This window comes from Alteraurantiacibacter buctensis (assembly GCF_009827655.1).
In the GTDB taxonomy this organism is placed as follows: Bacteria; Pseudomonadota; Alphaproteobacteria; order Sphingomonadales; family Sphingomonadaceae; genus Alteraurantiacibacter; species Alteraurantiacibacter buctensis.
This window is the reverse complement of sequence record NZ_WTYV01000002.1, coordinates 124,222-149,647: the sequence shown is the minus strand read 5'-3', so window position 1 is coordinate 149,647 and position 25,426 is coordinate 124,222. Positions and strand designations below refer to the sequence as shown.

The following is a 25,426-nucleotide window of genomic DNA, read 5'->3' as shown; positions in this document are numbered from 1 at the left end:
CAGGCAGCGCGATGAAGCGCCTTTCCAACGCGCAAGGGATCCCGGCGTGCATCCGCAATTGATCAGCCTTTTCGGGATCGTGGTGATCCTGGCCATCGCCGTGCTCCTGTCCAGCGGGCGGCGGCGGATCCGCCTGCGCGTGGTGGCGGCCGCTTTTGCCCTGCAGGCCGGGCTGGCCCTGCTGATCATGCGCACCACCGGCGGCGCGGCGGTGATCCAGACGCTGGCGGACGGGGTGGCGGCGCTGCTGTCCTATGCCGGGGAAGGCACCGCCTTCCTGCTGGGCCAGCCGGCGGACAACCCGCTGGCAGGCACCTTTGCCGTGGGCGCGCTGCCGGTGATCATCTTCTTCGCCGCGCTGGTCTCGATTCTCTATCACCTGGGCATCATGCAGCGCATCGTGCGCTGGCTGGGCGGGGCGATCGGCTGGATCACCGGGATTGACCGGGTGGAGGCGCTGGGCGCGGCGGCCAACATCTTCGTCGGCCAATCGGAAAGCCCGCTGGTGGTGCGGCCCTACCTGGCGGCAATGCGGCCATCGGGCATCTTCACCCTGATGACGGTGGGCATGGCGGGCGTGGCGGGAACCATCCTGGCGGCCTATGCCGGCCTGCTGGGCAACGATTACCTCCCCTACCTGCTGGCCGCCGCCTTCATGTCGGCACCCGGCGGCATCCTGATGGCCAAGATCATGATGCCCGATGATGCCCCGCCGGCCCACACCCATTCGGCAGATCTGGAGCTGCCGCACGCGCGCATCAGTTCCGAAGGGCCCGCCGCCATCACCGAAGCCGGAGCCAAGCCGCACGAAGTGGCCGTGGCCGAAACGCTGGAGGAGCACGAGGAAGGCGCCGCTAACATCATCGAGGCGGCCGCCCAGGGCGCGCAGACCGGCCTGAAGCTGGCGGTTTCCGTGGGCGCGATGGTGCTGGCCTTCGTGGCACTGGTGGCGCTGGCGAATGGCCTGCTGGGCTGGCTGGGCGGCCTCGTCGGCTATCCGGACATGACCTTCCAGGGCCTGCTGGGCCATCTGCTTGCGCCAGTCATGCTGCTGCTGGGCATCCCGTGGCACGAAGCGCAGACTGCCGGGGGGCTGTTCGGCACCAAGATGGTGCTCAACGAATTCGTCGCCTTCATCGACCTGCAGGCCCTGCCCGCCGAGGCACTGAGCGAGCGCAGCCGGACGATCGTGATCTTCAGCCTGTGCGGCTTTGCCAACCTCAGTTCCATCGCCATCCAGATGGCGGTAACCGGGGGCCTGGCACCCAACCAGCGGCAGGTGATTGCCCGCTTGGGCCTGAAGGCCCTGGCCGCCGGCACCCTGGCCAACCTGATGAGCGCGGCGCTGGCCGGCCTGTTCCTTCCCGCCTGAGTTTCAAGGACTATCTGCAATGCCCACCATCGCCTCCGTCTCGCTCGTCCGGCCGCTGGACCAGGTGGCCGAGGAACTGGGCCGGTCGTTCGCCGAGACCGGCTTCGGCGTGGTGCGCGATCACGGCATCCCGGCCGATCTGATCGACCGCGCCTGGGCGCTGTGCCGTGAATTCTTCGCCCTGCCGGAAGAGGTAAAGCGCCGCTACCACCTGAAGGGGACGGGGGGCGCGCGCGGCTATACCCCCTTCGGCACCGAGCAGGCGAAGGACGCACAGGACGTCGACCTCAAGGAATTCTGGCACGTGGGCCGCACCCTGCCGGCGGGCGACCCGCTGGAACGGTTCATGGCCCCCAACGTGTGGCCTGCCGAGGTGCCCGGCTTCCGCGAGACGATGGAGGACATCTACGGCGCCTTCGAAGCCAGCGGCGCGCGTATCCTCCAGGCCATTGCCATCAGCCTGGGCGAGGCACCGGATTTCTTTGCGGACTCGGTGCGCCAGGGCAATTCGGTCATGCGCCTGCTGCACTATCCCCCGCTCGCCCCCGGCGCGCCCGAAGGGGCCATCCGCGCTGCCGCGCACGAGGACATCAACACCATTACCCTGCTGCTGGGAGCCGAGGAATCGGGCCTGCAACTGAAGACGGCGGACGGCGAATGGATCAGCGTGGCCCCGCCCGAAGGTGCGCTGGTGGTTAACATCGGCGACATGCTGCAACGGCAGACTAACGGGCACCTGAAATCCACCAGCCACCGTGTCGTAAACCCTGTTGGCGAGGCCGCCCGCCGGCCGCGTTTCTCGATGCCGTTCTTCCTGCATTTCCGGCCCGATTTCCTGATCGAGCCGATGGAAAAGTTCGTCGACTCGGCCCATTCGCCGCTGCCGCCGATCACTGCCGAGGACTACCTCCAGCAGCGCCTGCGGGAGATCAAACTGGCCTAAACAGTGGACTTGTTTGCGAATTCTGACTCGTGTTGCAATGCGGCAACATGATGAAGTGATTGAATTTTAATCAGTTTCATTACAAATGAAATTTTATGGGCCGTTTCGAAGGCGACTGGGAACGGCGCCGCCGCCGGCCTGTCTTGCCAATGTCACAAGGCCCCCATAGCGGCCTTTCCCGTCCTCCAGACGCACGTTCCAGATGACGGGAGCCTCCTTCCAATGAAGATCAAGTATTTCCTGGCAGCCAGCCTGGCCAGCATCGCCACCGCCACGGTGATTGCCCCGCCGGTCATGGCGCAGCAGACCACCACCGCGATCGAAGGCACCGTGATCGACGATCTGGGCAACCCGGTGGCCAATGCCACCATCACCATCACCGACGAGCGGACCGGCGTCAGCCGCACCTTCGTGACCGGTGCCACCGGATCGTTCAACGCCAGCGGCCTGGTTGCCGGCGGCCCCTATTCGGTCACGGCGGCAGCCGATGGCTTCGAAGGCCAGACCGTGTCGGCCATCCAGACCTCGCTGCAAGGCGCGACCAGTCTTACGTTCACCCTATCGAGCGGCGGCGGGGTCATCACCGTTACCGCAAACCGCGTGCAGGCCGTGCAGGTCGCCACCGGCCCGGGCCTGGCTTTCAACACCGAAACGATGGAAGCCTTCCCGTCCATCAACCGCGACGTGCGTGACATCATCCGCATCGATCCGCGCGTCAGCCTTGACCGCGAGGGCGACGTGGACCGTATCTCGTGCCTGGGCGGCAACGACCGCACCAACACCTTCACCGTGGATGGCGTGACCCAGGCCGACAGCTTCGGCCTGAACGGTACCCCGTTCGCCTCGCGCAACGCCCTGCCGCTGCCGTTTGACGTGATCCGCGAAACTTCGGTGGAGTTTGCGCCGTTCGACGTGGAATATTCCGACTTCACCGGCTGTCTGGTGAACGTGGTGACCAAGTCCGGTGCCAACGATTTCCACGGATCGGCTTTCTTCACCTTCCGCGACGAGAACCTGCGCGGGTCCACCGTGGACGGGCAGGACTTTACGCCCGCGCCATTCTCGGAAAAGCGCTGGGGTGCCACGCTGTCAGGCCCGATCATCGAGGACCGCCTGTTCTTCTTCGTGGGTTACGAGCAGACCGACCTGGGTGACAGCAACGACTTCGGCCCTGCGGGTGGCGGCTTCGCCAGCGAGGCGCGCTTCGTCAACCAGGCCACGTTCGACCAGTTCGCCCAGATCGCCAACAGCGTCTATGGCCAGGACATCGGCGGCTATCCCCGCTCGCTGCCTGAATCCAGTGTGCGCTATTTCGCCCGCGTTGATGCCTATATCGCCGAAAACCACCGCTTGGAGTTGAGCTATCAGCGGCTGGAGGAAGAAAACGTCTATTCCGACACCGGCAGCAACGAACTGACGGGCTTCAACAGCTATGGGCTGGAAGGCACGCTGTCGAACTACTACTCCGGCCGCCTGTTCTCGGACTGGACCGACCGGTTCTCGACCGAACTGCGCGTCAGCCGCTCGGTGGTGCATGACCGGCAGGATCCGGTCGGCTTCGGCGAAGCCCAGTCGGATGCCCCCACGGTCCGCCTGGTGGTTGGCGTGCGCGGCGCGGGCGCCGATGGTATTTCCGGCAACGCGGATGACGTGAACGGGTTGCTGTCGACCGGCCCCGGCCTGTCGCGCTCGGCCAACCAGCTCGATACCGAGCTCTACCAGTACAAGTTCCAGGCCAACTACGTGGCTGGCGATCACGTGCTGAAGATCGGTGCCGAACTGAACGACCTGGAGGTGTTCAACCTGTTCGCCCAGAATGCGACCGGCACCTTGTTCTTCCGCAATCTGGCCGATTTCCAGCAGGGTCTGGTGGCTGCTTCCAGCGGCACCCCCAACGCCTTCGGCTCGGCGGACGACCTGGCCAGCGGCATCAACGGCGGCGCGCTTATCTCGGCCACCGGAAGCGGCGACATCACCGATGCCGGCGCCCTATTCAACCGCCGTATCTGGTCGCTCTATGCCCAGGACGAGTGGCAGGCAACCGACCAGCTCAGCGTGATCGCCGGTGCCCGCCTGCAATGGTATGAAGGCAGCGCCCCGCGCGAGAACCCCAACTTCATCGCCCGCTACGGCTTCTCCAACGCAGTCTCGTTCAGCGATCTGGACCCGATCTTCCTGCCGCGCCTGGGCCTGACCTACGAAGTCAACGATGAAGGCTTCATGCGCAACACCGTACTCAAGGGTGGCATTGGTGCCTTCTCGGGCGGTGACCCGGTTGTGTATTTCTCCAACGCCTTCTCCAACAATGGCTATTCCACTGGCACGGGCACCAGTCTGGCCACCCAGTGCGCCGGCCTGCGCGATGCGAACGGCCAGTTCGACGTGGTGACCGGCGGCAGCTTCACCGGCATGCCGGCCTGCGTGATCGCCGCGGCCCAGGCCCAGTCGGCGGCAGGCCTGGCCGATACCCAGTCGACCGATCCCAACTTCAAGGTGCCCACCGTGTGGCGCGCCAACCTTGGCTTCGAGACCGAATTCGGTGCGGGCGGCGGCTTCTTCGACAACTGGCGGGCAAACGTGGACTACGTTTACAGCCACTTTGTCGATCCGCTGAACTTCGTCGACCTGTCACAGGTGGTCGATACGCGCCTGGGTGCCGGCGGCTACACCGTCGACGGCCGGCCGATCTACCGCGCCATTGATCCGACGCGCGCCGGCTGCACCGCCCGGCTGATCGGCACTGGCGGCACCCCGCCGCGCTATACCAACGTCAACACGGCCTGTTTCGGCACCAGCCGCGATGACGAAATCCAGCTGACCAACGGCCCCAGCTATGACAGCCACATCGTCTCGGCGATACTGTCGAAGACCTTCGGCGGCGGCGTGTTCACCGAGAACGGCAGCACGGCTGTCAGCTTCGGTTATGCGTTCACCGATTCGAACAACTTCCGCAACGCGAACAGCTCGACCGCCACGTCCAGCTTTGACGAATCGGGCGAGTTCGACCGCAACAATCCCGATGTCGGCACCTCGAACTACGAGACCCGCCACCGCTTCACTGCGGCGTTCAACTTCCGTGACGAGTTCTTCGAAGAGTACTCCACCCAGCTCGGGCTGTTCTTCAGCGCCCAGTCGGGCCGCCCGTACACGCTGACATTCGACGGCGGCAGCAGCACGGCGATCTTCATGGACACCGCGTCGGGCAGCGACAATGCGCGGCTCTACATCCCCACGGGTCCGAACGATCCCAACCTGTCGCCCAGCAGCAACGCTGCGGCGGTGGCCAGCCTGATCTCCTATCTCGACGATCTGGGCTGCGCCGATGGCTGGGAAGGCCGCACCATCGGTCGCAATACCTGCACGGAAGACTGGGTGTACGATCTCGACATGCGGATCAGCCAGGAAGTGCCGGGGCCCGGTCGCTTCTTCGGCCTCGAAGACCGCATCGAGCTGTTCGCCGATATCGACAACGTGCTGAACATCATCGACAGCAGCTGGAACACCCAGCGGTCGCGCGGCGTGTTTGGCGACGGCCAGATCGTCGATCTGGTTGACGGCAACTTCGATGCCCTGGGCCGCTATGTGATCACCGACTTCAACCCGGATGATCAGGAGCGGATCAACACCTCCGCTTCGGCATGGCGAATTCAGATCGGTGCCCGCTACGAGTTCTGATTGCATCTGACGTGAACGTTACGAGGGCCGCGGGCGTTGCAAGACATCCGCGGCCTTCTCTTTTCCGGCGGCGCCCGATGCCCTAGCCTGCCAGTTTATGAGGACGCACACCGCCATGCCCGCCCGCCGTTCTGCCATCGCCGCCGCCATCGCCTGCCTGCTGGCCGGCTGCGTCACCGTGCCTGCGCCCGCCCCCGTTGCACAGGGCCCGGTGGAGGTGCAGGTGCTGGCGCTGAACGACTTTCACGGCAATCTGGAAGTGCCGCCCTCCACCACCGCTTTCAGCCAGGATGGCCAGGTGGTGCGCCAGACGCTGGGCGGGGCTGCGCGGCTGGCGGCCAGGCTGGATGCCCTGCGCCAGGGGCAGGCGGCCACCGTTACCGTGGCAGCCGGCGACCTGATCGGCGCCTCGCCTTTCGCCTCGGCCAACTTCCTGGACGAACCCTCCGTGATGGCGCTGGGCATGGCCGGGCTGGATGTGGCCTCGGTCGGCAACCATGAATTCGATCGCGGCACGGCCGAACTGCGCCGCATCCAGGATGGCGGATGCGAGCAACATACCCTGCGGACACCGTGCGCGCTGGAGCCGTTCGCCGGTGCGGACTTCACCTATCTGGCGGGCAACGTTGTCGACACCGGCGGGCGAAGCCTGTTCCCCGGCGCCACATTGCGGCAGGTGGGGCCGGTGAAGGTGGGCTTCATCGGCCTGACGCTGACCGGCACGGCCACCCTGGTCTCCCCCGCGATGACCCGCGGCTATCGCTTCACTGACGAGGCCGATGCCGCCAATCGGCTGGCGCGCGATCTGACCGCGCAGGGGGCCGACACGGTGGTGCTGCTGATCCACGAAGGCGGCCGGGTGGACCCGACGCAGAACCTTTCCGGCTGCCCGAACCTCAGCGGGCCGATCGTGCCGATCGTGGAACGTCTGGACCCGGCGATCAGCCTGGTCGTCTCGGGCCACACACACATGTCGTACATCTGCCGGATTGACGGGGCCGGGGGCCCGCCGCGCCTGCTTTCCAGCGCGGGCCGCTATGGCGGATTCGTGACCGACATCCGCCTCACCTGGGACCCGGCGGCGCGCCGGGTGGCGGATATCAGCGCCGTGAACGTGCCGGTCAACGGCACCTTGGGCACGCGGGCCGATGTCGCCGCGCTGGTCGACCGCTATGTTACCGCTGCCGAGCCACTGGCCGCGCGCGTGGTGGGCACCGTGACCCCTTCCGGCGCTGCGGACGAGAACTGCGCCGAAACCCCCGCCGCCAACCTGGTGGCCGATGCCCAGCTTTCCGCCGCCCGCTCCGCGCTGGGTGAAGGCATCGACGCCGCTTTCATCAACACCAGCGGCGTGCGAACCAACCTGGACAGCGCGGCCGATGGGCAGCTCACCTATGGCGAGATCTTCGCCATGCAGCCGTTCGGCAACACGTTGCAGGTGCTTGAGCTGACCGGACTTGAGTTGCGCCAGGCGCTGGAGGAGCAGTTCTGCAACGAGGGACCGGCAACGCCCTGTTCCACCCTGCTAGCCCCGTCTAGCACGCTGACCTACAGCTATGATCGCAACCGGCCGCAGGGGGATCGCGTTACCGCCATCCGGCTGGATGGCGTGCCGATTAACCCGGAGGAACGCTACCAAGTGGTGTTCAACAATTTCCTGGCCAACGGGGGCGACGGGTTCGCCAGCCTGGTGCAGCGTCGCACCGTGGGCGAGGCGGGAGTCGATCTCGATGCGCTGGAAGCCTATCTTGCCGGCGGCGTCACCATCCCCTCCTGCGGCCGCCTGCGCGACCTGACCGCGCTCTGAGCACGCAATCGCGACCAGCCCCGCAAATTATTCTTGAGTGCCGGAATAAAAATTCCTAACCATCGGAATATAACAGAACCGATGGGAGATGGAACGTGCGTGCACACCTGAATACTGCTGCGTCCTGCGCGGCCCTGGCTCTGGCCCTGGCGGCCACTCCGGCCCTGGCACAAGACACTGCCAACGATGAAGCGGCTGCGGAGCAGGAAGGCATCGGCGATATCATCGTCACCGCCCAGCGCACCGCCACGGTCAGCCAGCGCACCCCGCTGGCGATCGACGTGATCCAGCCGGAGGAGCTGACCACCCAGCAGGTGATCCGTGCGGAAGACCTGTCGCGCATCGCCCCCTCGCTGGCGGCAGTTGGCGGCGCGGGCGGCACCACCAGCTTCTTCGTGCGCGGCGTGGGCAACAACTCGTCCAACGCCTATTCCGACCCCGCCATCTCGTTCAACTATGACGGGGTCTATGTGGGCCGCCCCTCGTCCACCTCAGGCGTGTTCTACGATCTGCAGCGGGTGGAAGTGCTGAAGGGCCCGCAGGGCACCCTCTACGGCCGCAACGCCACGGCCGGCGCGATCAACGTGATCCCCAACCGCCCCGAGATCGGCGAGCAGTCGGTCGACTTCATGCTCGGCTATGGCAATTACGACTGGCTGACCGGCCAGGCCGCGGTCAACGTGCCGCTGGGTGAGACGCTGGCCATGCGCGCCTCCGGCTCGGTTTCGCGCCGCGACGGCTTCATGACAGATGGCACCGGCGAGCAGCGCGAATATGCGGGGCGCGTACAGTTCCTGTACGATCCGGGCACCGACCTGACCGTGCGCGTGGCGGCGGACTATTCCAGCCAGGGCGGCTCCAGCCCCTCGGGCTTCTATCTGGGGAAGGTCGATCCGGTGTTCGGCCAGACCGGCTTCCAGCGCTATGACTTCACCCCTTCGGGCTTCTCGCCCGACCAGGGGCTGCTCGATCCCCGCTCCGCCGCCTACGTGGCGCAGCGCTTCGTGACCAACGCGGGCCGCACCGGCGTGGTGATCGATGGCCAGCCTTATAACGACAACGAGTTCTGGGGCGTCACGGCAGAGATCGTCTATTCCACCGATGCCGGCACGCTGACCGTGCAGCCGGCCTATCGCGAGGCGAGCCTAGACTACGTGTTCAACGCCGTGTTCCGCGAAGGCGCCAGCACCGAGGAAGACCAGCAGTTCAGCGTGGAAGCGCGCTGGAATGGCGACCTGGGGGATAACGTCAGCTACCTGCTGGGCGGCATCTACTTCGACGAGGATATCAGCGCCACCGCGCGGTATAACCAGAACACGCTGACCCCGTTCCAGAACTTCGAGACCGGCACCACCAGTTGGGCCGGCTTCGGCATGGTCACCGTGCGCCCGGTGGAGAACCTCAGCCTGACCGCCGCCGCCCGCTACACCGATGACAAGAAGCGGTTCGACGGCCTGTCGGACGTATACATCCTGTTCTGCGGCAACCCGGCCCCGCAGCAGGATTTCTGCCCCACCCTGCCCTTTACCCCGCTGGTGTCGAGCGCGGCGGCGCTGCGCACCTTCTACGCCAATGCCGGTGTGCCGGTGGTCAACGTGCCGCTGTTTGCCCTGCCGCCGATTGCCGGCGGATCGCAGACCGCACCCTTCGTGCTCAACTCGCGCATCCCGATCAATGCCACCCTGTCGAACGACAAGGTGACCTATCGCCTGGCCGCGCAGTACGATTTCACCCCGCGCAACATGATCTATGCCAGCATGGAAACCGGCTACCACGCGGGCGGCTTCTCGTTTGCGCGCGGCGTGGAATCCTATCTGCCGGAACAGATCCGCGCCTGGACGCTGGGCACCAAGAACCGGTTCCTCGACAACCGCCTGCAGGTGAACCTGGAAGCCTTCTGGTGGGATTACCGCGACCAGCAGTTCAGCCAGTTCGGGTTTGACCTGGGCAACCCGCCCTCCACCGTGTTCCTCACCCGCAACATCGGTGACAGCACGATCAAGGGCCTGGACCTGGACGTGCAGGTGCTGCCGACGGAAACCACCACGCTTTCGGCCAACGTGCAGTATCTCGACACCAGCTATGACAGCTTCGTCTACTTCGCGCCCAACCAGGGCCTGCCGCCCAACACCAGCTGCCCCTACACCCCCACCACGCAGACCACGCCCGGCGGCGCCACGCTGAACGTGTTTGCCATCGACTGTTCGGGCAACCAGGCGTTCAACTCGCCCAAGTGGTCCTTGAACCTCGATGCGCGCCAGGTGGTGAACGTGGGGCCGTTCGACATGCATCTGAACGCCGGCACGCGCTATCGCGGGGCGAGCTATTCGTCGGCCGATTACCTGCCCTACCTGCAGGCGCGGCCCAACTTCGTCAGCTATGCCTCGATCACCTTTGCCGACCACGACGAGACGATGTTCCTCACCTTCTACGTCAACAACATCGAGAACAGCCGCCGCCTGATCGGGGGCACCGCAACCTCGACCGGGCTGATCGTGGCCAACGCCGAACAGCCGCAGACGATCGGCGTGCGGCTGGGTGGCAGCTTCTGACGACCCGCTTTTCCAAACCGGAGTGAATGATGGTTAGTGTTACCGACCTGCAATACGTTGCCCTTGCCGTGCCCGATCTTGCGGCCGAGCGGACCTTCTTTGGCCAGACCTGGGGCCTGACCGAGGTGGCCGAGGAGGACGGCAAGGTCTACTTTGCGGCAGAGGGCCGGGAACACCCCTACGTGATCGTCCTGCGCGAGGATGCCGAGCGGAAGACCGACCTGGTCGGCTTCTCGGCAGCCTCGGAGGATGACGTGCGGGCCATCTTCGCGCAGGTGCAGGCTGCCGGAGGCAAGATCATCAGCGAGCCCGGGCCAGTGCCGGGCCCCGCCGGCGGCTTCGGCTTCCGCTTCTTCAATCCCGACGGGCGGGCGATGGAAGTGGCCTACAGCACCGCGCGGCGTACCGCGCGCAAGCTGGCCAAGGGCGAGGCGATCCCCGAAGGCATCAGCCACGTGGTATTCCACTCGCCCAATCACGAGGCGCTGACTGCCTTCTACCAAGACGCGCTGGGCTTCCGCCTGTCCGACTGGATCGGCAAGTTCATGGTGTTCCTGCGCTGCAACCCGGCGCACCACCGGGTGGCGATCCTGCCCGGGCCGCCGGCACTGAACCACATCGCTTTCGACGTGACCTCGGTGGACGAGCTGATGCGCGGCCTCGCCCGCATGCACGAGAGCGGCATCAAGCTGAGCTGGGGGCCCGGCCGCCACACGGCGGGAAACAACACCTTCAGCTATTTCATCACCCCCAACGGCAACGCGGTGGAATACACCAGTGACCTGGAAGAGGTGGACGAGGACACCTGGCAGGTGACACATTACGAGCCGGGTCCGCAGACCATCGACCAGTGGGGCACCGGGCGGATCATCACCGGCACCGTGCCGCACGCAGAAATGCAGCCCGACAAGGGCCTGTGGCAGGTTCCGGCCTGAGCCGGCTGAGGGGGGACGTAACATGATTGGCAAGGCACTGGTCGTCGGCGGCGGCGTGGGCGGGATGAGCGCGGCGGCCTCGCTCGCCCGGCTCGGCGTGGCGGTGGAACTGATCGACGTCGATCCGCAATGGCGGGCCTATGGCGCGGGTATCAGCGTAACCGGCATGTCATTGCGGGCGTTCGACGCTCTGGGCATCCTGGACGAGGTGAAGCGCGAAGGCTTCGTCGCGAGCGGGATGCGGCTGCGCGCCCCCGATGGCAGCATCGTGATGGAAACCCCGCCTCCGCCGGGCGAGCCGGCCCCGATCGACAGCAGCGGCGGCATCATGCGCCCGGCCCTGCACGCGATCATGCAGCGGCTGGTGCGCTCCACCGATGCCACGATCACTCTGGGCGTGTCCCCCACCGGCTATGCCGAGGCGCCTGACGGCGTGACCGTTACCCTGTCCGACGGCACCCGCCGCACCGTTGACCTGGTGGTGGCGGCAGACGGGATCTTCTCGGAAACCCGCAAGCTGCTGTTCCCCGAAGCCGCCGCGCCGAAATTCACCGGCCAGGGCTGCTGGCGCATCGTGGCGGATCGTCCTGCCACGGTTGACCGGGCGGAAATCTGGGTGGGCGGTCCGGTAAAGCTGGGCCTCAATCCCATTTCGCAGGACAAGCTCTACGCCTTCATCCTGGAACACGTGCCGGGCAACCCGTGGTTTCCCGAGGAGGAGATGCTTCCCCACGTGGCAGAGCTGCTGGCTCCCTTCGGCGGTGACGTGGCGACGATCCGCGCCAACCTGGGGCCGGATTCGCTGGTCAACTATCGCCCGCTGGAATGGCAGTTGCTGCCCAAGCCCTGGCATCAGGGGCGCGTGGTGGTGATCGGCGATGCCGCCCATGCCACCACCCCGCACATGGCCAGCGGCGCAGGAGCCGCAGTTGAGGACGGGCTGGTGCTGGCCGAAGAACTGGCGAAGACCGATAACCTCGATGCCGCCCTCACCGCCTTCGCCGACCGCCGGTATGACCGGGTGCGCCTGATCGTCGAGAATTCAGTCCGCATCGGCGAGATCGAGATGAGCGGCGGCGACCAGCGCGATGCCAATGCCATGCTGGGCGGGACGATGGCCAAGCTGAAGGAACCCTATTGATGACCCATGCCCTGGCCACCGTCGGTGGCGCTGCCGTGCTGGTGCGCGATGATCGCTTCGTGCCGCTAAGCCACTGGGGAGAGGGGCGCTCCGTCCTCGCCCTGCTGGAGGATTGGGCGGCAGTCGAGCCGCAACTGGCCGCCTGGGCTGCCGACGAGGCTGCCTTTGCCGCCGCGCAGGACTTTGCCAGCGCCCGCGTGGACATGCCCTATCGCCCCGGCCAGGTGTTCTGCACCGGGGCCAATTACAAGAAGCACGTGGTCGGCCTGATCATGGGCGATGGCTCGATGCGCACGGCCGAACACGAGGAGCAGACCGAGGAGGAACGCCGCGCCAAGGCCGAGGCGATGATGGACCAGCGCGCCGCCCTGCCGCCGTTCTGCTTCATCAAGCTGCCCAGCAGCGCGGTGGGCCCGCAGGATGACGTGGTGCTGCCGAAGAATGTGCAGAAGCCCGACTGGGAACTGGAACTGGGCGTGGTGATCGGCAAGCGCACCCACCGCGTGTCTGCCGCCGAGGCGATGGACCACGTGGCCGGCTTTGCCGTGGTCAACGACGTGACCGCGCGCGAGCTGATCTTCCGGCGTGACGGATCGGCCATCGGGGCGGACTGGCTGGCGGGCAAGAGCTTCCCGACCTTTCTGCCTTTTGGCCCGCTGATCGTGCCTCGCAGCCAGGTGGCCGACCCCTATGACCTGACCATCCGCCTGTCGGTCAACGGCAAGGTCTACCAGGACGAGAGCACTGCCGACATGATGACCAGCATCGAGCGGCAGATCGAGTTCCTGTCCAGCATCGTTGTCCTCCTGCCAGGGGACGTGATCTGCACCGGATCGCCTTATGGCAACGGGGCCGCTTTCGGCGTGTTCCTGCAGGATGGCGATGTGATGGAAGGGTCGATCACGGGTCTTGGAACCCAGCGCAATACCTGCGTCGCCGAGGGCTGATCCGCGTGCGCGCGTGCCGGTCAGTCGCCGGAGGGGCGCTTGCGGAGACCGTCCAGCAGCAGCCTTTTGACGAATTCCTCGTAGCGCTGGGCCAGGTCGTCCATGTCGGTGCCTTCGGGCGTCAGCAGCTTCACCAGTGGGCCGCCGGTGATGAAGAAGTCGCTGATGCCCACCACTGCCAGGTGCAAGAACAGCGGATCGAAGTCGATCAGGTCTCCTGCCCCCTCGCCGCCATCGTCCAGCGCCTTGATCGCCGCATAGTGATCCACCGGCACCCGGTTCCATTGGCGCACGCTTTCGCGCACCTCGCCCGAACTGGCGCTATCCAGCTCGTTCAGCATCAGCCGCTGCATGTTGCGGGCCGAACGGGTGAAGCGGAAGGTGGCATGGATGAAGTCGGCCAGCAGATCGGGCGGGTGGCCGCTTGCCGGCGGCTCGGTATGCGTCTCGCTGCCGATTGCCTGCGCAACCTCCAGCAGCAAGTTGGTGCGATTGCCAAAGTAATAGCGCACCAATGCCGGATCGCCGCCCGCGCGCCGGGCAATGGCCGTGGCCGTGACCTGTTCTGGAGGCAGTTCCTGCAGCAGTTCGCGCGCGGCCTTGATCAGCGCGTCGCGCCCCACGCCCGCGCTGGCCGCGACGGGCCGCCCCTTGCTGCGCTTCTCGGTTTTCCCCGGCTTCCCCATGCGCACATTGCTGGCGCAACCCCGCGCCAAGCACAAGCGGGCCCTGCCACAAATATATTCTTGCGCACCGGAATTTCGGGGATAGGCTCCCCCTTCAAAGGAGAGGATCGTTGAGCAACTGGCCGTTTCGCCACGGGGTGCATGATATTGGCAATGGCCTGTATGGCTATGTCCAGCCGGACGGCACCTGGGGCTGGTCCAACGCCGGCCTCGTCACCAGCCGCGGGCAGACCCTGCTGATCGACACGCTGATGAGCGTGCCGCTGACCCACGACATGCTGGCAGAGTTTGCGAAAGTGCCGGGGGGCGACAAGGTGGATCTGCTGGTCAACACCCACGCCAATCCCGATCACTTTTTCGGCAACGGCGTGGTGGAAGGGGCCGAAATCATCGGCACCCGCACGATGACCGAGGAGATGAGCCACTTCAACCCGCGCGCCCTGGCCGAGCTGTCCTCCACCTGGCAGACGCGCGGCGATGCCGGCGAATTTCTGTTCGAGACGATGGGCCGCCAGTTCGATTTCAGCGGCGTGGACGAGCTGGCCCTGCCTACCCGCACATTTGACGACAAGCTGACCCTGGCCGTGGGCGACAAGACGGTGGAACTGATCGACCTGGGCCCGGCGCATACCCTGTCGGATACCATCGCCTGGGTGCCGGAAGACAAGGTGGTCTTTACCGGTGACCTGCTGTTCAACGAAGGCCACCCGGTGGTGTGGGCCGGCCCGATGAGCCGCTGGATCGCCGCCTGCCGCTATATCGAGGACCTGCAGCCCGATGTGGTCGTCCCCGGCCACGGCCCGATCTGCGACGTGGCGGGTGTGCGCAACCTGCGCGGCTATTTCGAGCACCTGACTGCGCAGGCGCGCGGCCGCTTCGACGCCGGGATGCCGTGGCGCGAGGCGGCGCGGGATATTCCCCTCACCGAATATGCCCACTGGACCGATCCGGAGCGCGTGGTGGTCAACGTCTATTCGCTGTACAAGGAATGGGACCCGGAACTGGAAAACGCCAGCCCGCCTGTCCTGTTCGGCGAGATGCTGCACTACCGCAAGGAATGCGCGGGAGGCTGCAACCATGTCCATTGAGCTGAATGCCACGCACGATCCGACGCGCCGCAGCTTCGTGGCCAGCGCCAATGTGGCCGATACCGATTTCCCGATCCAGAACCTGCCCTTCGGCGTGTTCGATGACGGCAAGGGTGCGCGTGGCGGCGTGGCACTGGGGGACCAGATCATCGATCTCAAGGCGCTGCTGGCGGCAGGCCTGCTGAACGGGGCTGCGGCTGAAGTGGCGGCAATTGCCAGCCAGCCTACCCTCGCCGACCTGTTCATGGCCGATCCGGCCAAGGTGTCGCAGCTGCGCGCTGCCCTGTCCGATCTCTATCGGCAGGATTCCGGCGCGCAGGCGGCTGCCGGGGCGGCGCTGCTTCCTGCCGACTCGGCAGCCATGGTCATGCCGACCAAGCCCGCTGCCTTCACCGATTTCTGCACTAGCGCCGATCATATTTTGCGCATGGCTCGCAATGGGGGCCGCGCGCCCAATCCGGCCTGGGCCACCCTGCCGGTAGCCTACAACGGTCGCGCCAGTTCGGTCGCCGTCAGCGGCACGCCGGTGGTGCGCCCGATGGGCCAGGTGGTGCCGCGCGGGGAGAGCGCCGCTGTGCTCGCGCCCGAACCGATGCTCGATTTCGAGGTGGAATTCGGCGCCTGGCTACGCGGGCCCAACCGCGGCCTGGGCAATGCGCTGGGCGACCATATCACGCTGGAGCAGGCGGAAGACCTGCTGTTCGGCTGCTGCCTGGTCAACGACTGGTCGGCGCGCGGCATCCAGTTCTACGAGATGATCCTGGGTCCGCACCTAGGCAAGAGCTTCCTGACCACAATCAGCCCGTGGATCGTGACGATGGAGGCGCTGGCCCCGTTCCGCGTGCCCGGCCGTGGCCGGACGGGGGACGAGCCCGCGCTGCTGCCCTATTTCAATACCCCGTTCGATCGCGCCCACGGCGGCCTCAACATCGAGCTAACGGCGCACCTCGATATCGGATCCGGCCCCCACCAGATCGTCCGCACCAATGTGGCCGAACTGTTCTGGACCCTTGCCCAAATGGTCACCCACCAGGCCAGTGGCGGCGCGCCGCTGGAAAACGCCGACCTGATCGCCACCGGCACCGTATCGGGCGCAGCGGACGAGGCGCGGGCCTGCCTGGTGGAACTGACCGAACTTGGCAAATCGCCCATCACCCTGCCAGACGGCACCACGCGGGTAATGCTGGAAGACGGCGACACCCTGGCTATCAAGGGCCGCGCCCTGGCCGATGGCTTCGTTTCCATCGGCTTTGGCGAATGCAGCGGCACAATCCATCCAGCAAAGGTTTACGCATGACCGGACAAGTCTTTACCTGCAGCGCCCGCCAGCCCATCCCGGTCTCCGCGCGCGGCCAGCACCTGGTGGTGGACATCCACTGCCACCTGGGCATCCCTGCCGCCGATGCCATCGTGCAGGCCGCCTATCCCGGGCCGCCGCCGGGGATCAACGATTTCACCAGCGCCAAGACGGCCGAAGTGAACCGCGCGCAGTTTGCCCAGATCGGCCGCACGCTGAACACCATCGACACCCGGCTTGAAGATATGGACCGGCTGGGGATCGACGTGCAGGCCCTCTCGCCCAGCCCCGGCCAGTACTTCTACTTCACCGACCCGGAGACCGGCCGCGCCGCCGCGCAGGCGGTGAACGATGGCATGGCCGCCGCCGTGGCCCAGCACCCGGACCGCTTCGTGGGCATGGGCACGGTGCCCCTGCAGGATCCGCGCCTGGCCATCGAGGAAATGACCCGTTGCGTGCAGGAGCTTGACCTGCGGGGCATCGAGATCAGCAGCAATGTGAACGGCAAGGACCTGCACGCCCCCGAATTCCGCCCCTTCTGGGCAGCGGCGGAGGAACTGGGCGTGCTGATCTTCCTGCACCCGCTGGGCTTCACCCATGCCAACCGCATGAGCGAGTATTACTTCAACAACCTGATCGGCAATCCGCTGGAATCCACGCTGGCCGTGGGCCACCTGATCTTCGGCGGGGTGCTGGATGCCTATCCCGGCCTCAAGTTGTGCGTCGCCCACGGCGGCGGCTACATCCCCGGCTACTGGGGCCGCATGGACCACGGCTGGCGCGCGCGGGCCGACTGTTCGGAGCATTGCCGGCACGAACCCAGCAGCTATCTGCGCAAGTTGTGGCTTGATACGCTGGTGTTCGACAAGGACCAGCTCGACAGCCTGGTGCGCACCCACGGGGCGGACAAGCTGTGCCTGGGCACCGACTATCCGTTCGACATGTCCGAACCCGATCCCGTGGGCTTCCACGAACGACTGGACGAGCAAACCAAGGCCAAGATCCTGGGCGGGAACGCCGCCGCGCTGCTGGGCCTGACGCGAGTATGACCCAGCCAGCGCCCGCAGCCGAGGCAGGCGAACGGACTCCGCCCGCTTCGGCCTGGGCGCTGTTCGTCCTGTTTGTAGCCAACGTGTTCAACCAGGCCGACCGGATGCTGTTCGGCGTGGTGGTCGACCCGATCCGTGAGGACCTGCTGCTCAGCGACACGCAGATGTCACTGCTGAGCGGCCTGTTCTTCGTGCTGTTCAACCTGGTGGCCGGCCTGCTGCTGGCCCGCGCAATCGACCGGGGCAACCGCGTGCGGATCCTGGCAATTGGCGTCTTCGCCTGGTCGCTGGCAACGGCGGCGCAAGGCTATGCCGAAGGGTTCTGGTCGCTGGCCGCCGCGCGCATTGCCGTGGGCATTGGCGAGGCAACCGCCTTCCCCGCCGCCATGTCCCTGATACCGGACCTGTTCCGCGTGCAGGCGCGCGGGCGGGCCGTGGCGGCATTCCAGTCCAGCACCTTTGTCGGCATCGTCGGTGGCACCGTGGTGGCGGGCGTGTTGGGAGCCATGTTGGGCTGGCGGATGATGTTCGTCGCCTGCGGTCTTGCCGGCATGGTCGCGGTGGCGCTGCTGTTCACCGTCCGCGAACCGGCGCGCACCCACGCGCAGACCGCTGCTCCCAAAGGCGAGAGCTACCTGGCCGGGATGCTGGCCGCCTGCCGCCGCGTCCTTGGCCTGCCGGGCATGCCCGCGCTGATGGTGGGATTTGGCCTCACCAGCATGATGACTTCGGTGCTCGCTGCCTGGGGCCCGGCCTTCCTGCTGCGGTCGCACGGGGTGCCGTTGGCGCAGGTGGGGCTGGTGATCGGCCCTTCGGTGGGCATCGGCGGGATCGTGGGCACCATTGCCGGCGGCATCATCGCCGATGTGCTGGTCCGCCGGCGCGGCACGCCGTCCGCTGCGCTGCTGGTGCCGCTGGTCAGCGCGCCGCTGTCGTTGCCGTTCATGGCGGCTTTCATCTTCGCCCCTACCCTGCTGGTGGCGATGGCCTGCGCCGCCCTGATGAACGTGGCGATCAGCGCCTCGATGCCGTCCACCGTCAGCTATGCCGTCAGCCGCGCCGATCCGCGTGACAGGGCGATGCTGTCCACCATGCTTCTGGCCGCTGCCGGACTGATCGGCGGTTCGCTGGGGCCATTCATCGTCAGCTCCTTGAGCGACATGTGGGTCGACCGCGCCGGCACCGAAAGCCTGCGCCAGGCGATGGCGGTGATGCTGGTCATGCCGCTTCTGGCCACAGGCTTCCTGCTTCACGCGTGGCGCCGCGCAAAGACCGCGCCTGCCGGCATGCCCGCGTCACCCATTACCTTGCACTGAAACCTGAGAGGGGAATTCTCACATGCGTACCCTGTTTGCTGCCGTGGCACTGGCCACCACTTCGCTTTGCCTGATGGCCGCGCCCGCCGCTGCGCAGGAGGCACCCGCCCCGGCACAGCACAATTCGGTCGAAACCACGCAGGTCGGCACCCTGCTGGATGATCCGGCTGCCAAGGCGATCCTCGAGCGGATGATCCCCACCGTCTATGCCAACGAGATGTTTCAGACGATGGGCCGCAGCCAGACGCTGAAGGGCATCCAGCAATACGAGCCGGTGGCGCTGAGCGATGCCGTGCTGGCCGCGATCCAGGCCGAATTCGACAAGCTGGCCCACCCCTGATCCTGGTTGGTGCCAGCCGCGCTTGCTCCAGATCAAGGATCGACTGCCGCCCCGCCCCTAGGCAGGATCGACCAATCCCGAGGGGGACGACCTGATGACCGCCGATACCCTGGTGCGCGAAGCCTTCCGCTTCGATCCCTATTCCCCGGCCACCGATGCCGACCCGTTCCCCGCCTACCGCACCCTGCGCGAAGACTATCCGCTGTTCTGGTGCGAGGAAGCGGGCATGTGGGTGCTGTCGCGCTATGACGACATCCTGGCCGCACTGCAGGACTGGCGGACCTATTCCTCCGCCAAGGGCAACCTGGTGGACGAACTGCCTGGCCGTGCCGGGGCTACGCTGGGCTCCACCGATCCGCCCCGGCATGATCGCCTCCGCGGCCTGATCCAGAAGGCCATGCTGAAGAGCGCGCTGGAACACACCATCGAGCCGCTGCGGCTGGCCGCGCGCGGGCACCTGGCGGCGCTGCAGGGGCGCGACAGCTTCGACTATGTGGCCGACTTCTCCGGCAGGGTGACGCTGGACCTGATCTTTACCCTGTTCAACCTGCCGCCCGAAGGGCGCGACGAAGTGCGCGACAAGGCGGTGCTGATGACCCAGACCGATCCCGTGCTGCGGACCAAGAACGATGCCCAGCTGGCCGCCTATCGCTGGATGGCGGACTATGCGGAAGCCCTGGTGCAGGAGCGCAAGAAGGCACCGGGCGAGGACCTGCTCTCAAACTTCATCACTGCCGAGATCGATGGCGAGAAACTGCGCGACGAGGAAGTGCGGTTGACCGTGACCACGCTGATCATGGCCGGGATCGAGAGCTTGTCGGGCTTCCTCTCCATGCTGGGCCTCAACCTGGCGCAGCACCCTGATGCCCGCCGCGCGCTGGTGGCTGATCCAACGCGCATTCCCGATGCCATCGAGGAGTCCTTGCGCTTCAACACCTCGGCCCAGCGCTTCCGCCGCTGCCTCGCGAAGGACCATACGCTGCACGGGCAAACCATGCGCGAGGGGGACTTTGTGATGCTGTGCTATGGCTCGGCCAACCGCGATCACCGCAAGTTTGCCGATCCCGACACCTATGACATTGCCCGCAAGCCCAAGGGCCACCTGGGCTTTGGCGGCGGGGTCCATGCCTGCCTGGGTTCGGCGCTGGCACGGCTCGCCTGCAAGGTGGCGACCGAGGAGCTGCTGGCCGCAGTGCCCGAGTTCAGCGTGGCGGAGAGGGGCTTCGAGTGGATCCCTTCGTCCAATTTCCGCAGCCCGCAGGGGCTGGTGCTCGCTATCGGCTAGCCAAGCCCGCCCTCCCGCGCCTAGGGTTGATTGCACAACCACAGGCGGGAGAGGCAAGGCATGGATCTGGGAATTCGCGGGCGCAAGGCGATCGTCAACGGTGGCAGCGCGGGCATGGGCCGCAGCGCCGTGTTGTCGCTGGCGCGCGAGGGCGTGGAATGCTGGGTTTCCGCCCGTGGCGAGGAGCGACTGGTCGAAGCCTGCCGCGCTATCGAGCAGGAGACCGGCGTTCCGGTTCACCCCATCGCCACCGACCACAGCACCGATGCCGGGCGCGAGCTGATCCTGGCCGCCTGCCCCGCGCCCGACATCCTGGTGGGCACCTGCTCGCCCCCGCCGATGACGCCCGACTACAAGGCGATCGAGGAGGCTGACTGGCGCAGCGCGATCGACATTTCGCTGCTCTCGCCCGTCGCCTTCATGCGCGCCGTGGTGCCGGGCATGGCCGCACGCGGCTGGGGCCGGGTGGTCAACATCGCCACCGTGGCCGCCAAGTACCCGGGCGAGATCCGCGCCCTCTCCGGTTCCACCCGCGCGGCGCTGGCCAACTATGCGGTGGCGGTCAGCAAGGTGGAGGCCCGGCACGGCGTCATCATCAACACCCTGCTGCCCGGAATGCACCACAGCGCTTTCGTGGAGAAGCAGTTCAACGAACGGGCCGCCGCCAAGGGCATCACCTATGATGAGGAAGTGGCTCAGTTCTGCCGTGACTGGCGCATCGCCAGCGAGAAGTTCGGCGACTGCGACGACGTGGGCGACTGGGTGGCAATGTTCTGCTCCGCCCAGGCCAACTACATCACCGGGCAGAGCCTGGTGATCGACGGCGGGGCCACCAACTCGGTGTTCTAGGAACACGGAACGCGGTTTTTGTCGGCTGTGACCTTTGGCGCAAGTACCTGGAACTTCACGCCTAATGACCGGGAAACCGTCCCCTGGGTGTGACCTTTGGCAAGCAGGGCGTATCAGGTTGGCGGTGCGCGTCATGCCAACCGCCTGGCAGACCGCCGCGCCTGTAGGACAGCCCTACTTGTCGTAGCGGATCGGCCACAGCGGCGGCGGCATTGGACGGGCCACCCGCTCGCCGCTTTGCCCGGCAAAGTTCTTCAGGATCGGGCCGGACCAGTCCATGATGATCCGCCGGGCCAGCAGCCACTTGCCCGCCTCGTATTGAAAAGTGTCCTCGTACCAGCCCATCACGTAAAGCTGGTGCGGCCCGTCCCCCTGGCGCAGCGCCACGTTGACATAGGAGCGGGCGAAGGCCTGCCCCTTCTCCTCGCCCGGGGTGATCACGGTGTTGGTGATGTGATGCTGGCGGCCGGCGCTGGTCGGCAGGTCGCGCAGGAAGGCGGCGAAGTGGTGCAGCGCGGCGCGGCCCTGCCAGCGCAGCGGCTCCTCGAAGGCATCCCATTCCAGCACGCCTTCCACGCAGAAGCAGCCTGCGAAAGCCTCCGGCTCCCCGGTATCCAGCGCCCAGGCGCACATGGCCAGCCGCTCGTGGATCGCCAGCCGGTCCGCCGTAGTCAATTCGTGCATCAGATCACCCGGTAATAGTCGAAGAAGGTGGAGTTACCGCGCCGCTCCGCCACGCCGACGAACATCGTCCGCGTCAGCCATTCATGCGGCCCTGCCGGTGCTTCGAAGCGGGGCGTGATGCGCAGGTAGTTGTCTTCCGGCGGCACGGTCTCTCCCGCCTCGATGCGCTGGAACACGTCGGGCGCTGAATAGGCAATGCCGTGGTTATGGATATAGATCGGCGTGCCGTCATCGGCTTCCAGCATGTAGTGCGCATCAAACTCCACCAGTCCGCTGTCCCAGAAGCGCGGCCAGTCGCCGCCCGATCCGGGCACGACGCGCCCCGACAGGCGCGGCCCGCTGACCTCGCCGCCCGCAAGCCCCACGAAGCCGCGGGTAAAGCCCTTGTGCGCGGGCACGAAGCGGGTGCGCGGCCCTTCGGTGAAGTCCAGCCTGACGTGGAACGCCAGTTCCAGCGCGGGTATCTGCAAGGCCAGCAATCCTCTTCCGTTGTCGCCCCGCGATGCGCTAGGCCGTTGCACCAGCGGTAACGGAGCGGCGGGCGAAGTGGAAGAGTTCGACTATATCGTAGTGGGTGCGGGCAGTGCCGGGTGCGTGCTGGCCAACCGGCTGAGCGCCGATCCTGGATGCCGCGTGGCGCTGGTGGAAGCCGGCAGCGATACCCGCCACCTGCTGGTGGAAAGCCCGCTGACCTGGATGCAGGCATCGAGCGACCCCCGCTTCGACTGGGGCTTCATGGCCGAGCCCGATCCGGGCCTGGACGGCCGCCAGCAGCCGATCCCGCGCGGGCGGCTGATGGGCGGCTGCTCCTCGGTCAACGGCACCATGTACATCCGTGGCGCGGCGGCGGATTACGACGCGTGGGCGGCGATGGGCCATGCCGGCTGGTCCTATGCCGACCTGCTGCCCCTGTTCCGCCGCACCGAGGCGAACTGGCGCGGGGCCAGCGGAATCCACGGCGCGGATGGCGAGATGGCCGTCAGCCCGATGCTGCCCGATGAAACGCTGACCCCGGCCTTCCTGGCCGCCGCGCGCGAACTGGGCCTGCCCGAATGCCCGGATTTCAACGTGCCCCGGCCCGAAGGCTTCGGGATGCCCGACTGCACGATCCGCCAGGGCCGCCGCGCCAGCACGGTGCGCGCCTTCATCGATCCCGTGGCGGGGCGGCGCAACCTGTCGGTACTGTCCGGTTGCCTCGTGCGCCGGGTCTTGCTGGCCGATGGCCGCGCCACCGGCGTGGAGGTGGAACGCGGCGGCGAAGTGCTGCGGATCGGCGCGCGGCGCGAGGTGATCCTCTCCGCCGGGGCCTTCGGCAGTCCGCAACTGCTGATGCTCAGCGGCATCGGCCCGGCGGCGGACCTGCAGGCGCAGGGCATTGCCGTGGCGGCGGACCTGCCCGATGTGGGCCGCAACCTGCAGGACCACCCGATTGCCATGGCTATCTGGAAGGCGGCGGTAGCGGTGGATTTCAACCGCCAGATCAGGCTGGACCAGCTTGTCCTCAACTACCTGCGGTGGGAACTGGCCGGCAAGGGCCAGCTCAGCCAGAGCCCGATGTCGGTGCAGGGCTTCGTCCGCTCCGGTGATGGGCAGGACCGGCCCGATATCCAGTTTCAGATCGTCCACAGCGGCTACGATGCCAGGCCCTGGTTCCCCGGATGGCGGCCGCGGCCGACCGACATGCTGAGCTGCGGGGCCATCCTGCTCAACCCGGAAAGCCGGGGCACGGTAACGCTGGCCAGCGCCGATCCGCGCGACCTGGCGCGGGTGCAGTTCAACTTCATGATCGCCGAGGGCGACCGTGAGCGGCTGCGCGCGGGCTTCCGTTTCATCCGCCGTTTCCTGGCCACGCAGGCCGCGCAGAAGGTGGCGGCCTTCGAGCTGGCCCCGGGGCCGGATGCCGAGGACGATGCGGCGATAGATGCCTGGCTGCGCGCCAGCCTGATAAGTGCGGGTCACCCGGCAGGCACCTGCGCCATGGGCAAGGTGGTGGATAGCGAACTGCGCGTTCACGGCGTCGCGGGCCTGCGCGTGGCCGATGCCTCGATCATGCCGGCGCTGATCCGTGGCAACACCCATGCACCCACCGTGGTAATCGCGGAGAAGGCGGCAGAGCTGATCCGCGCCTAGGCCGCCCGGCGCTTCGCCCCCAGCGCGATCACCGGGAAGGCCAGCAGCAGCAGGCCCGCCAGCAGGGCAATGGCGAGCGAAAAGCCGCCGCCATCGTTGGCCAGCGCACCGGTCAGGAACGGGCCGACGATGCCGCCGGCCGTGCCGAACATGCTGATCAAGGCAATCGCCCCCACCGGCACCGTGGGCCCGCCCACGCGCATGGCACTGGGGATCGACCAGAACACGCCCTGCGTTGCCCCGATGAAGAAGCCGGCCAGCGTCAGCAGGCCCAGCACGGCCCAACCCGGCGGCAGCAGCGCGGCGGCCATCATGGCCACACCCGCCAGCGCAGCCGGGACGCCGGTATGCAGCAGGCGTTCGCCACTGCAGTCGGAATGGCGGCCGTTCAGCACCAGCCCCAGCGCCAGCCCCAGCATGGGCACGGCGCTCAAGGTGCCGATCATGAATTCGCTGCCGCCGATATCGAGCTGACGGACCACCTGCGGCAGCCAGAAGGCCAGGGCATAGGAGCCCGTCATCACCAGCAGCCAGCCCAGGCAGCAGCGCCACAGCCATGGATCGGAAGCGATCTGGCGGAAGGTGGCGGCGGGCCGCTCATCCCCAACCGGCACGCGCGACTGCTCCGCCAGCCACGCCCGTTCGTCCGGGGCCAGCCAGCGGGCCTTGTCCGGAGTATCGACAAAATAGAAGGCCGCCACCACCGCCAGCACCACGTTGGGTACGGCGATCACCAGGAACATGTAGCGCCAGGCTTCCATCCCCAGCGTGTTGGGAATGCCCAGCAGCCAGCCGCACAGCGGGCCGCCCAGCACCATCGACAGCGGCACCGCCACCAGCGCGCCCGACAGCGCCCTCGCGCGCAACTGCGGCGGAGCCCAGCGGGTCAGCAGCCAGGTCATGCCCGGCGCAAAGCCCGCCTCGGCCATGCCCAGCAGGAAACGCGCAGCATAGAACTCGGCAGCGCTTTGCACATGGGCCATCCAGAAGCCGGACAGCGCCCACACCGCCATCGACGCGGGCAACCATACGCGGATGCCCAGCACCTTCAGCAGCTTCACGTGCGGATACTGGAACAGCAGGTACGCCAGGAAGAACATGCTGACCCCCTGCCCGAACTGCTGCGGGGTCAGGCCCAGATCGGCCGACATCGCCGCCCCGGCATAGGATACGTTCACCCGGTCGATCGAGTTGACGAAGGTGATCACCGCAATCGGCACCACCAGCCACAGCACCAGCTTGCCCCAAACCCGCTGCGGCAGGTCGCCGTCCGTATCCTGTCCCATCCCGCTCCCTATCGCTCGTTTGGCAAACGATTGGGCGGCGCCGG

20 protein-coding genes are annotated in these 25,426 nt (G+C 66.7%); 16 read left to right on the top strand and 4 right to left on the bottom strand.

Translation table 11 applies throughout. From position 1 onward, the window contains the following. Positions 1-58 precede the first annotated feature (58 nt). The 8 genes from GRI99_RS05215 to GRI99_RS05180 all read left to right on the top strand — a co-directional run bounded on the left by GRI99_RS05215 (position 59) and on the right by GRI99_RS05180 (position 13,372). The gene (locus GRI99_RS05215; RefSeq protein WP_202392959.1) at positions 59-1,372 is read left to right on the top strand and encodes a NupC/NupG family nucleoside CNT transporter; all 1,314 of its coding nucleotides are present in this window, start codon (positions 59-61) and stop codon (positions 1,370-1,372) included. Between the two features lie 19 nt (positions 1,373-1,391). Then, positions 1,392-2,315, top strand: a complete 924-nt coding sequence (locus tag GRI99_RS05210; RefSeq protein WP_160770993.1) for an isopenicillin N synthase family dioxygenase — start codon at positions 1,392-1,394, stop codon at positions 2,313-2,315. Positions 2,316-2,537: 222 nt separating this feature from the next. Then, entirely contained in the window at positions 2,538-5,990 is a 3,453-nt protein-coding gene (locus GRI99_RS05205; RefSeq protein WP_160770992.1) for a TonB-dependent receptor, read from the top strand. A 97-nt stretch (positions 5,991-6,087) separates the two neighbouring features. After that, positions 6,088-7,797: a bifunctional metallophosphatase/5'-nucleotidase gene (locus GRI99_RS05200; RefSeq protein WP_160770991.1), complete on the top strand. Its 1,710-nt coding sequence runs from the start codon at positions 6,088-6,090 to the stop codon at positions 7,795-7,797. A gap of 95 nt (positions 7,798-7,892) precedes the next feature. Then, a complete protein-coding gene (locus GRI99_RS05195; RefSeq protein ID WP_337192869.1) occupies positions 7,893-10,349 on the top strand; it encodes a TonB-dependent receptor in 2,457 nt (818 codons plus the stop codon). Positions 10,350-10,375: 26 nt separating this feature from the next. Further along, positions 10,376-11,284, top strand: coding sequence for a VOC family protein (locus GRI99_RS05190; protein ID WP_160770990.1), 909 nt, complete (start codon positions 10,376-10,378; stop codon positions 11,282-11,284). 22 nt (positions 11,285-11,306) lie between these two features. Then, positions 11,307-12,425 (top strand): FAD-dependent oxidoreductase, encoded by a 1,119-nt coding sequence (locus GRI99_RS05185; protein ID WP_160770989.1) that lies wholly within the window; start codon positions 11,307-11,309, stop codon positions 12,423-12,425. After that, positions 12,425-13,372: a fumarylacetoacetate hydrolase family protein gene (locus GRI99_RS05180; RefSeq protein ID WP_160770988.1), complete on the top strand. Its 948-nt coding sequence runs from the start codon at positions 12,425-12,427 to the stop codon at positions 13,370-13,372. Before GRI99_RS05185 ends, GRI99_RS05180 begins: the two co-directional genes overlap by 1 nt. Positions 13,373-13,392: 20 nt before the next feature. Here GRI99_RS05180 and GRI99_RS05175 read toward each other — a convergent pair whose 3' ends face one another. Further along, the gene (locus GRI99_RS05175; RefSeq protein ID WP_160770987.1) at positions 13,393-14,058 is read right to left on the bottom strand and encodes a TetR/AcrR family transcriptional regulator; all 666 of its coding nucleotides are present in this window, start codon (positions 14,056-14,058) and stop codon (positions 13,393-13,395) included. 110 nt (positions 14,059-14,168) lie between these two features. On the opposite strand from GRI99_RS05175, the gene GRI99_RS05170 reads away from it, so the two are divergent. The 7 genes from GRI99_RS05170 to GRI99_RS05140 all read left to right on the top strand — a co-directional run bounded on the left by GRI99_RS05170 (position 14,169) and on the right by GRI99_RS05140 (position 21,282). After that, positions 14,169-15,146: an MBL fold metallo-hydrolase gene (locus tag GRI99_RS05170; protein WP_160770986.1), complete on the top strand. Its 978-nt coding sequence runs from the start codon at positions 14,169-14,171 to the stop codon at positions 15,144-15,146. Further along, the gene (locus tag GRI99_RS05165; RefSeq protein WP_160770985.1) at positions 15,136-16,443 is read left to right on the top strand and encodes a fumarylacetoacetate hydrolase family protein; all 1,308 of its coding nucleotides are present in this window, start codon (positions 15,136-15,138) and stop codon (positions 16,441-16,443) included. The genes GRI99_RS05170 and GRI99_RS05165 overlap by 11 nt, the downstream gene beginning before the upstream one ends. Further along, complete coding sequence (locus GRI99_RS05160; RefSeq protein WP_160770984.1) at positions 16,440-17,492, top strand: amidohydrolase family protein; 1,053 nt, start codon at positions 16,440-16,442, stop codon at positions 17,490-17,492. The genes GRI99_RS05165 and GRI99_RS05160 overlap by 4 nt, the downstream gene beginning before the upstream one ends. Beyond that, complete coding sequence (locus GRI99_RS05155) at positions 17,489-18,808, top strand: spinster family MFS transporter (RefSeq protein ID WP_160770983.1); 1,320 nt, start codon at positions 17,489-17,491, stop codon at positions 18,806-18,808. The genes GRI99_RS05160 and GRI99_RS05155 overlap by 4 nt, the downstream gene beginning before the upstream one ends. A 22-nt stretch (positions 18,809-18,830) precedes the next feature. Then, a complete protein-coding gene (locus GRI99_RS05150) occupies positions 18,831-19,148 on the top strand; it encodes a hypothetical protein (protein WP_160770982.1) in 318 nt (105 codons plus the stop codon). Between the two features lie 94 nt (positions 19,149-19,242). Beyond that, positions 19,243-20,433, top strand: coding sequence for a cytochrome P450 (locus tag GRI99_RS05145; RefSeq protein WP_160770981.1), 1,191 nt, complete (start codon positions 19,243-19,245; stop codon positions 20,431-20,433). 60 nt (positions 20,434-20,493) lie between these two features. After that, a complete protein-coding gene (locus GRI99_RS05140; RefSeq protein WP_160770980.1) occupies positions 20,494-21,282 on the top strand; it encodes an SDR family oxidoreductase in 789 nt (262 codons plus the stop codon). 174 nt (positions 21,283-21,456) lie between these two features. Here GRI99_RS05140 and GRI99_RS05135 read toward each other — a convergent pair whose 3' ends face one another. Both GRI99_RS05135 and GRI99_RS05130 read right to left on the bottom strand, forming a co-directional pair. Beyond that, positions 21,457-21,966, bottom strand: coding sequence for a nuclear transport factor 2 family protein (locus GRI99_RS05135; protein ID WP_160770979.1), 510 nt, complete (start codon positions 21,964-21,966; stop codon positions 21,457-21,459). Next, complete coding sequence (locus GRI99_RS05130) at positions 21,966-22,436, bottom strand: DUF3237 family protein (RefSeq protein WP_160770978.1); 471 nt, start codon at positions 22,434-22,436, stop codon at positions 21,966-21,968. Before GRI99_RS05130 ends, GRI99_RS05135 begins: the two co-directional genes overlap by 1 nt. A 19-nt stretch (positions 22,437-22,455) precedes the next feature. Between GRI99_RS05130 and GRI99_RS05125 the strand changes: the two genes are divergently transcribed. Further along, on the top strand, positions 22,456-24,096 hold the full coding sequence (locus GRI99_RS05125) for a GMC family oxidoreductase (protein ID WP_237438156.1): 1,641 nt from the start codon (positions 22,456-22,458) through the stop codon (positions 24,094-24,096). Here GRI99_RS05125 and GRI99_RS05120 read toward each other — a convergent pair. Continuing rightward, positions 24,093-25,382: an MFS transporter gene (locus GRI99_RS05120; RefSeq protein WP_160770977.1), complete on the bottom strand. Its 1,290-nt coding sequence runs from the start codon at positions 25,380-25,382 to the stop codon at positions 24,093-24,095. The genes GRI99_RS05125 and GRI99_RS05120 overlap by 4 nt on opposite strands. Positions 25,383-25,426 lie beyond the last annotated feature (44 nt).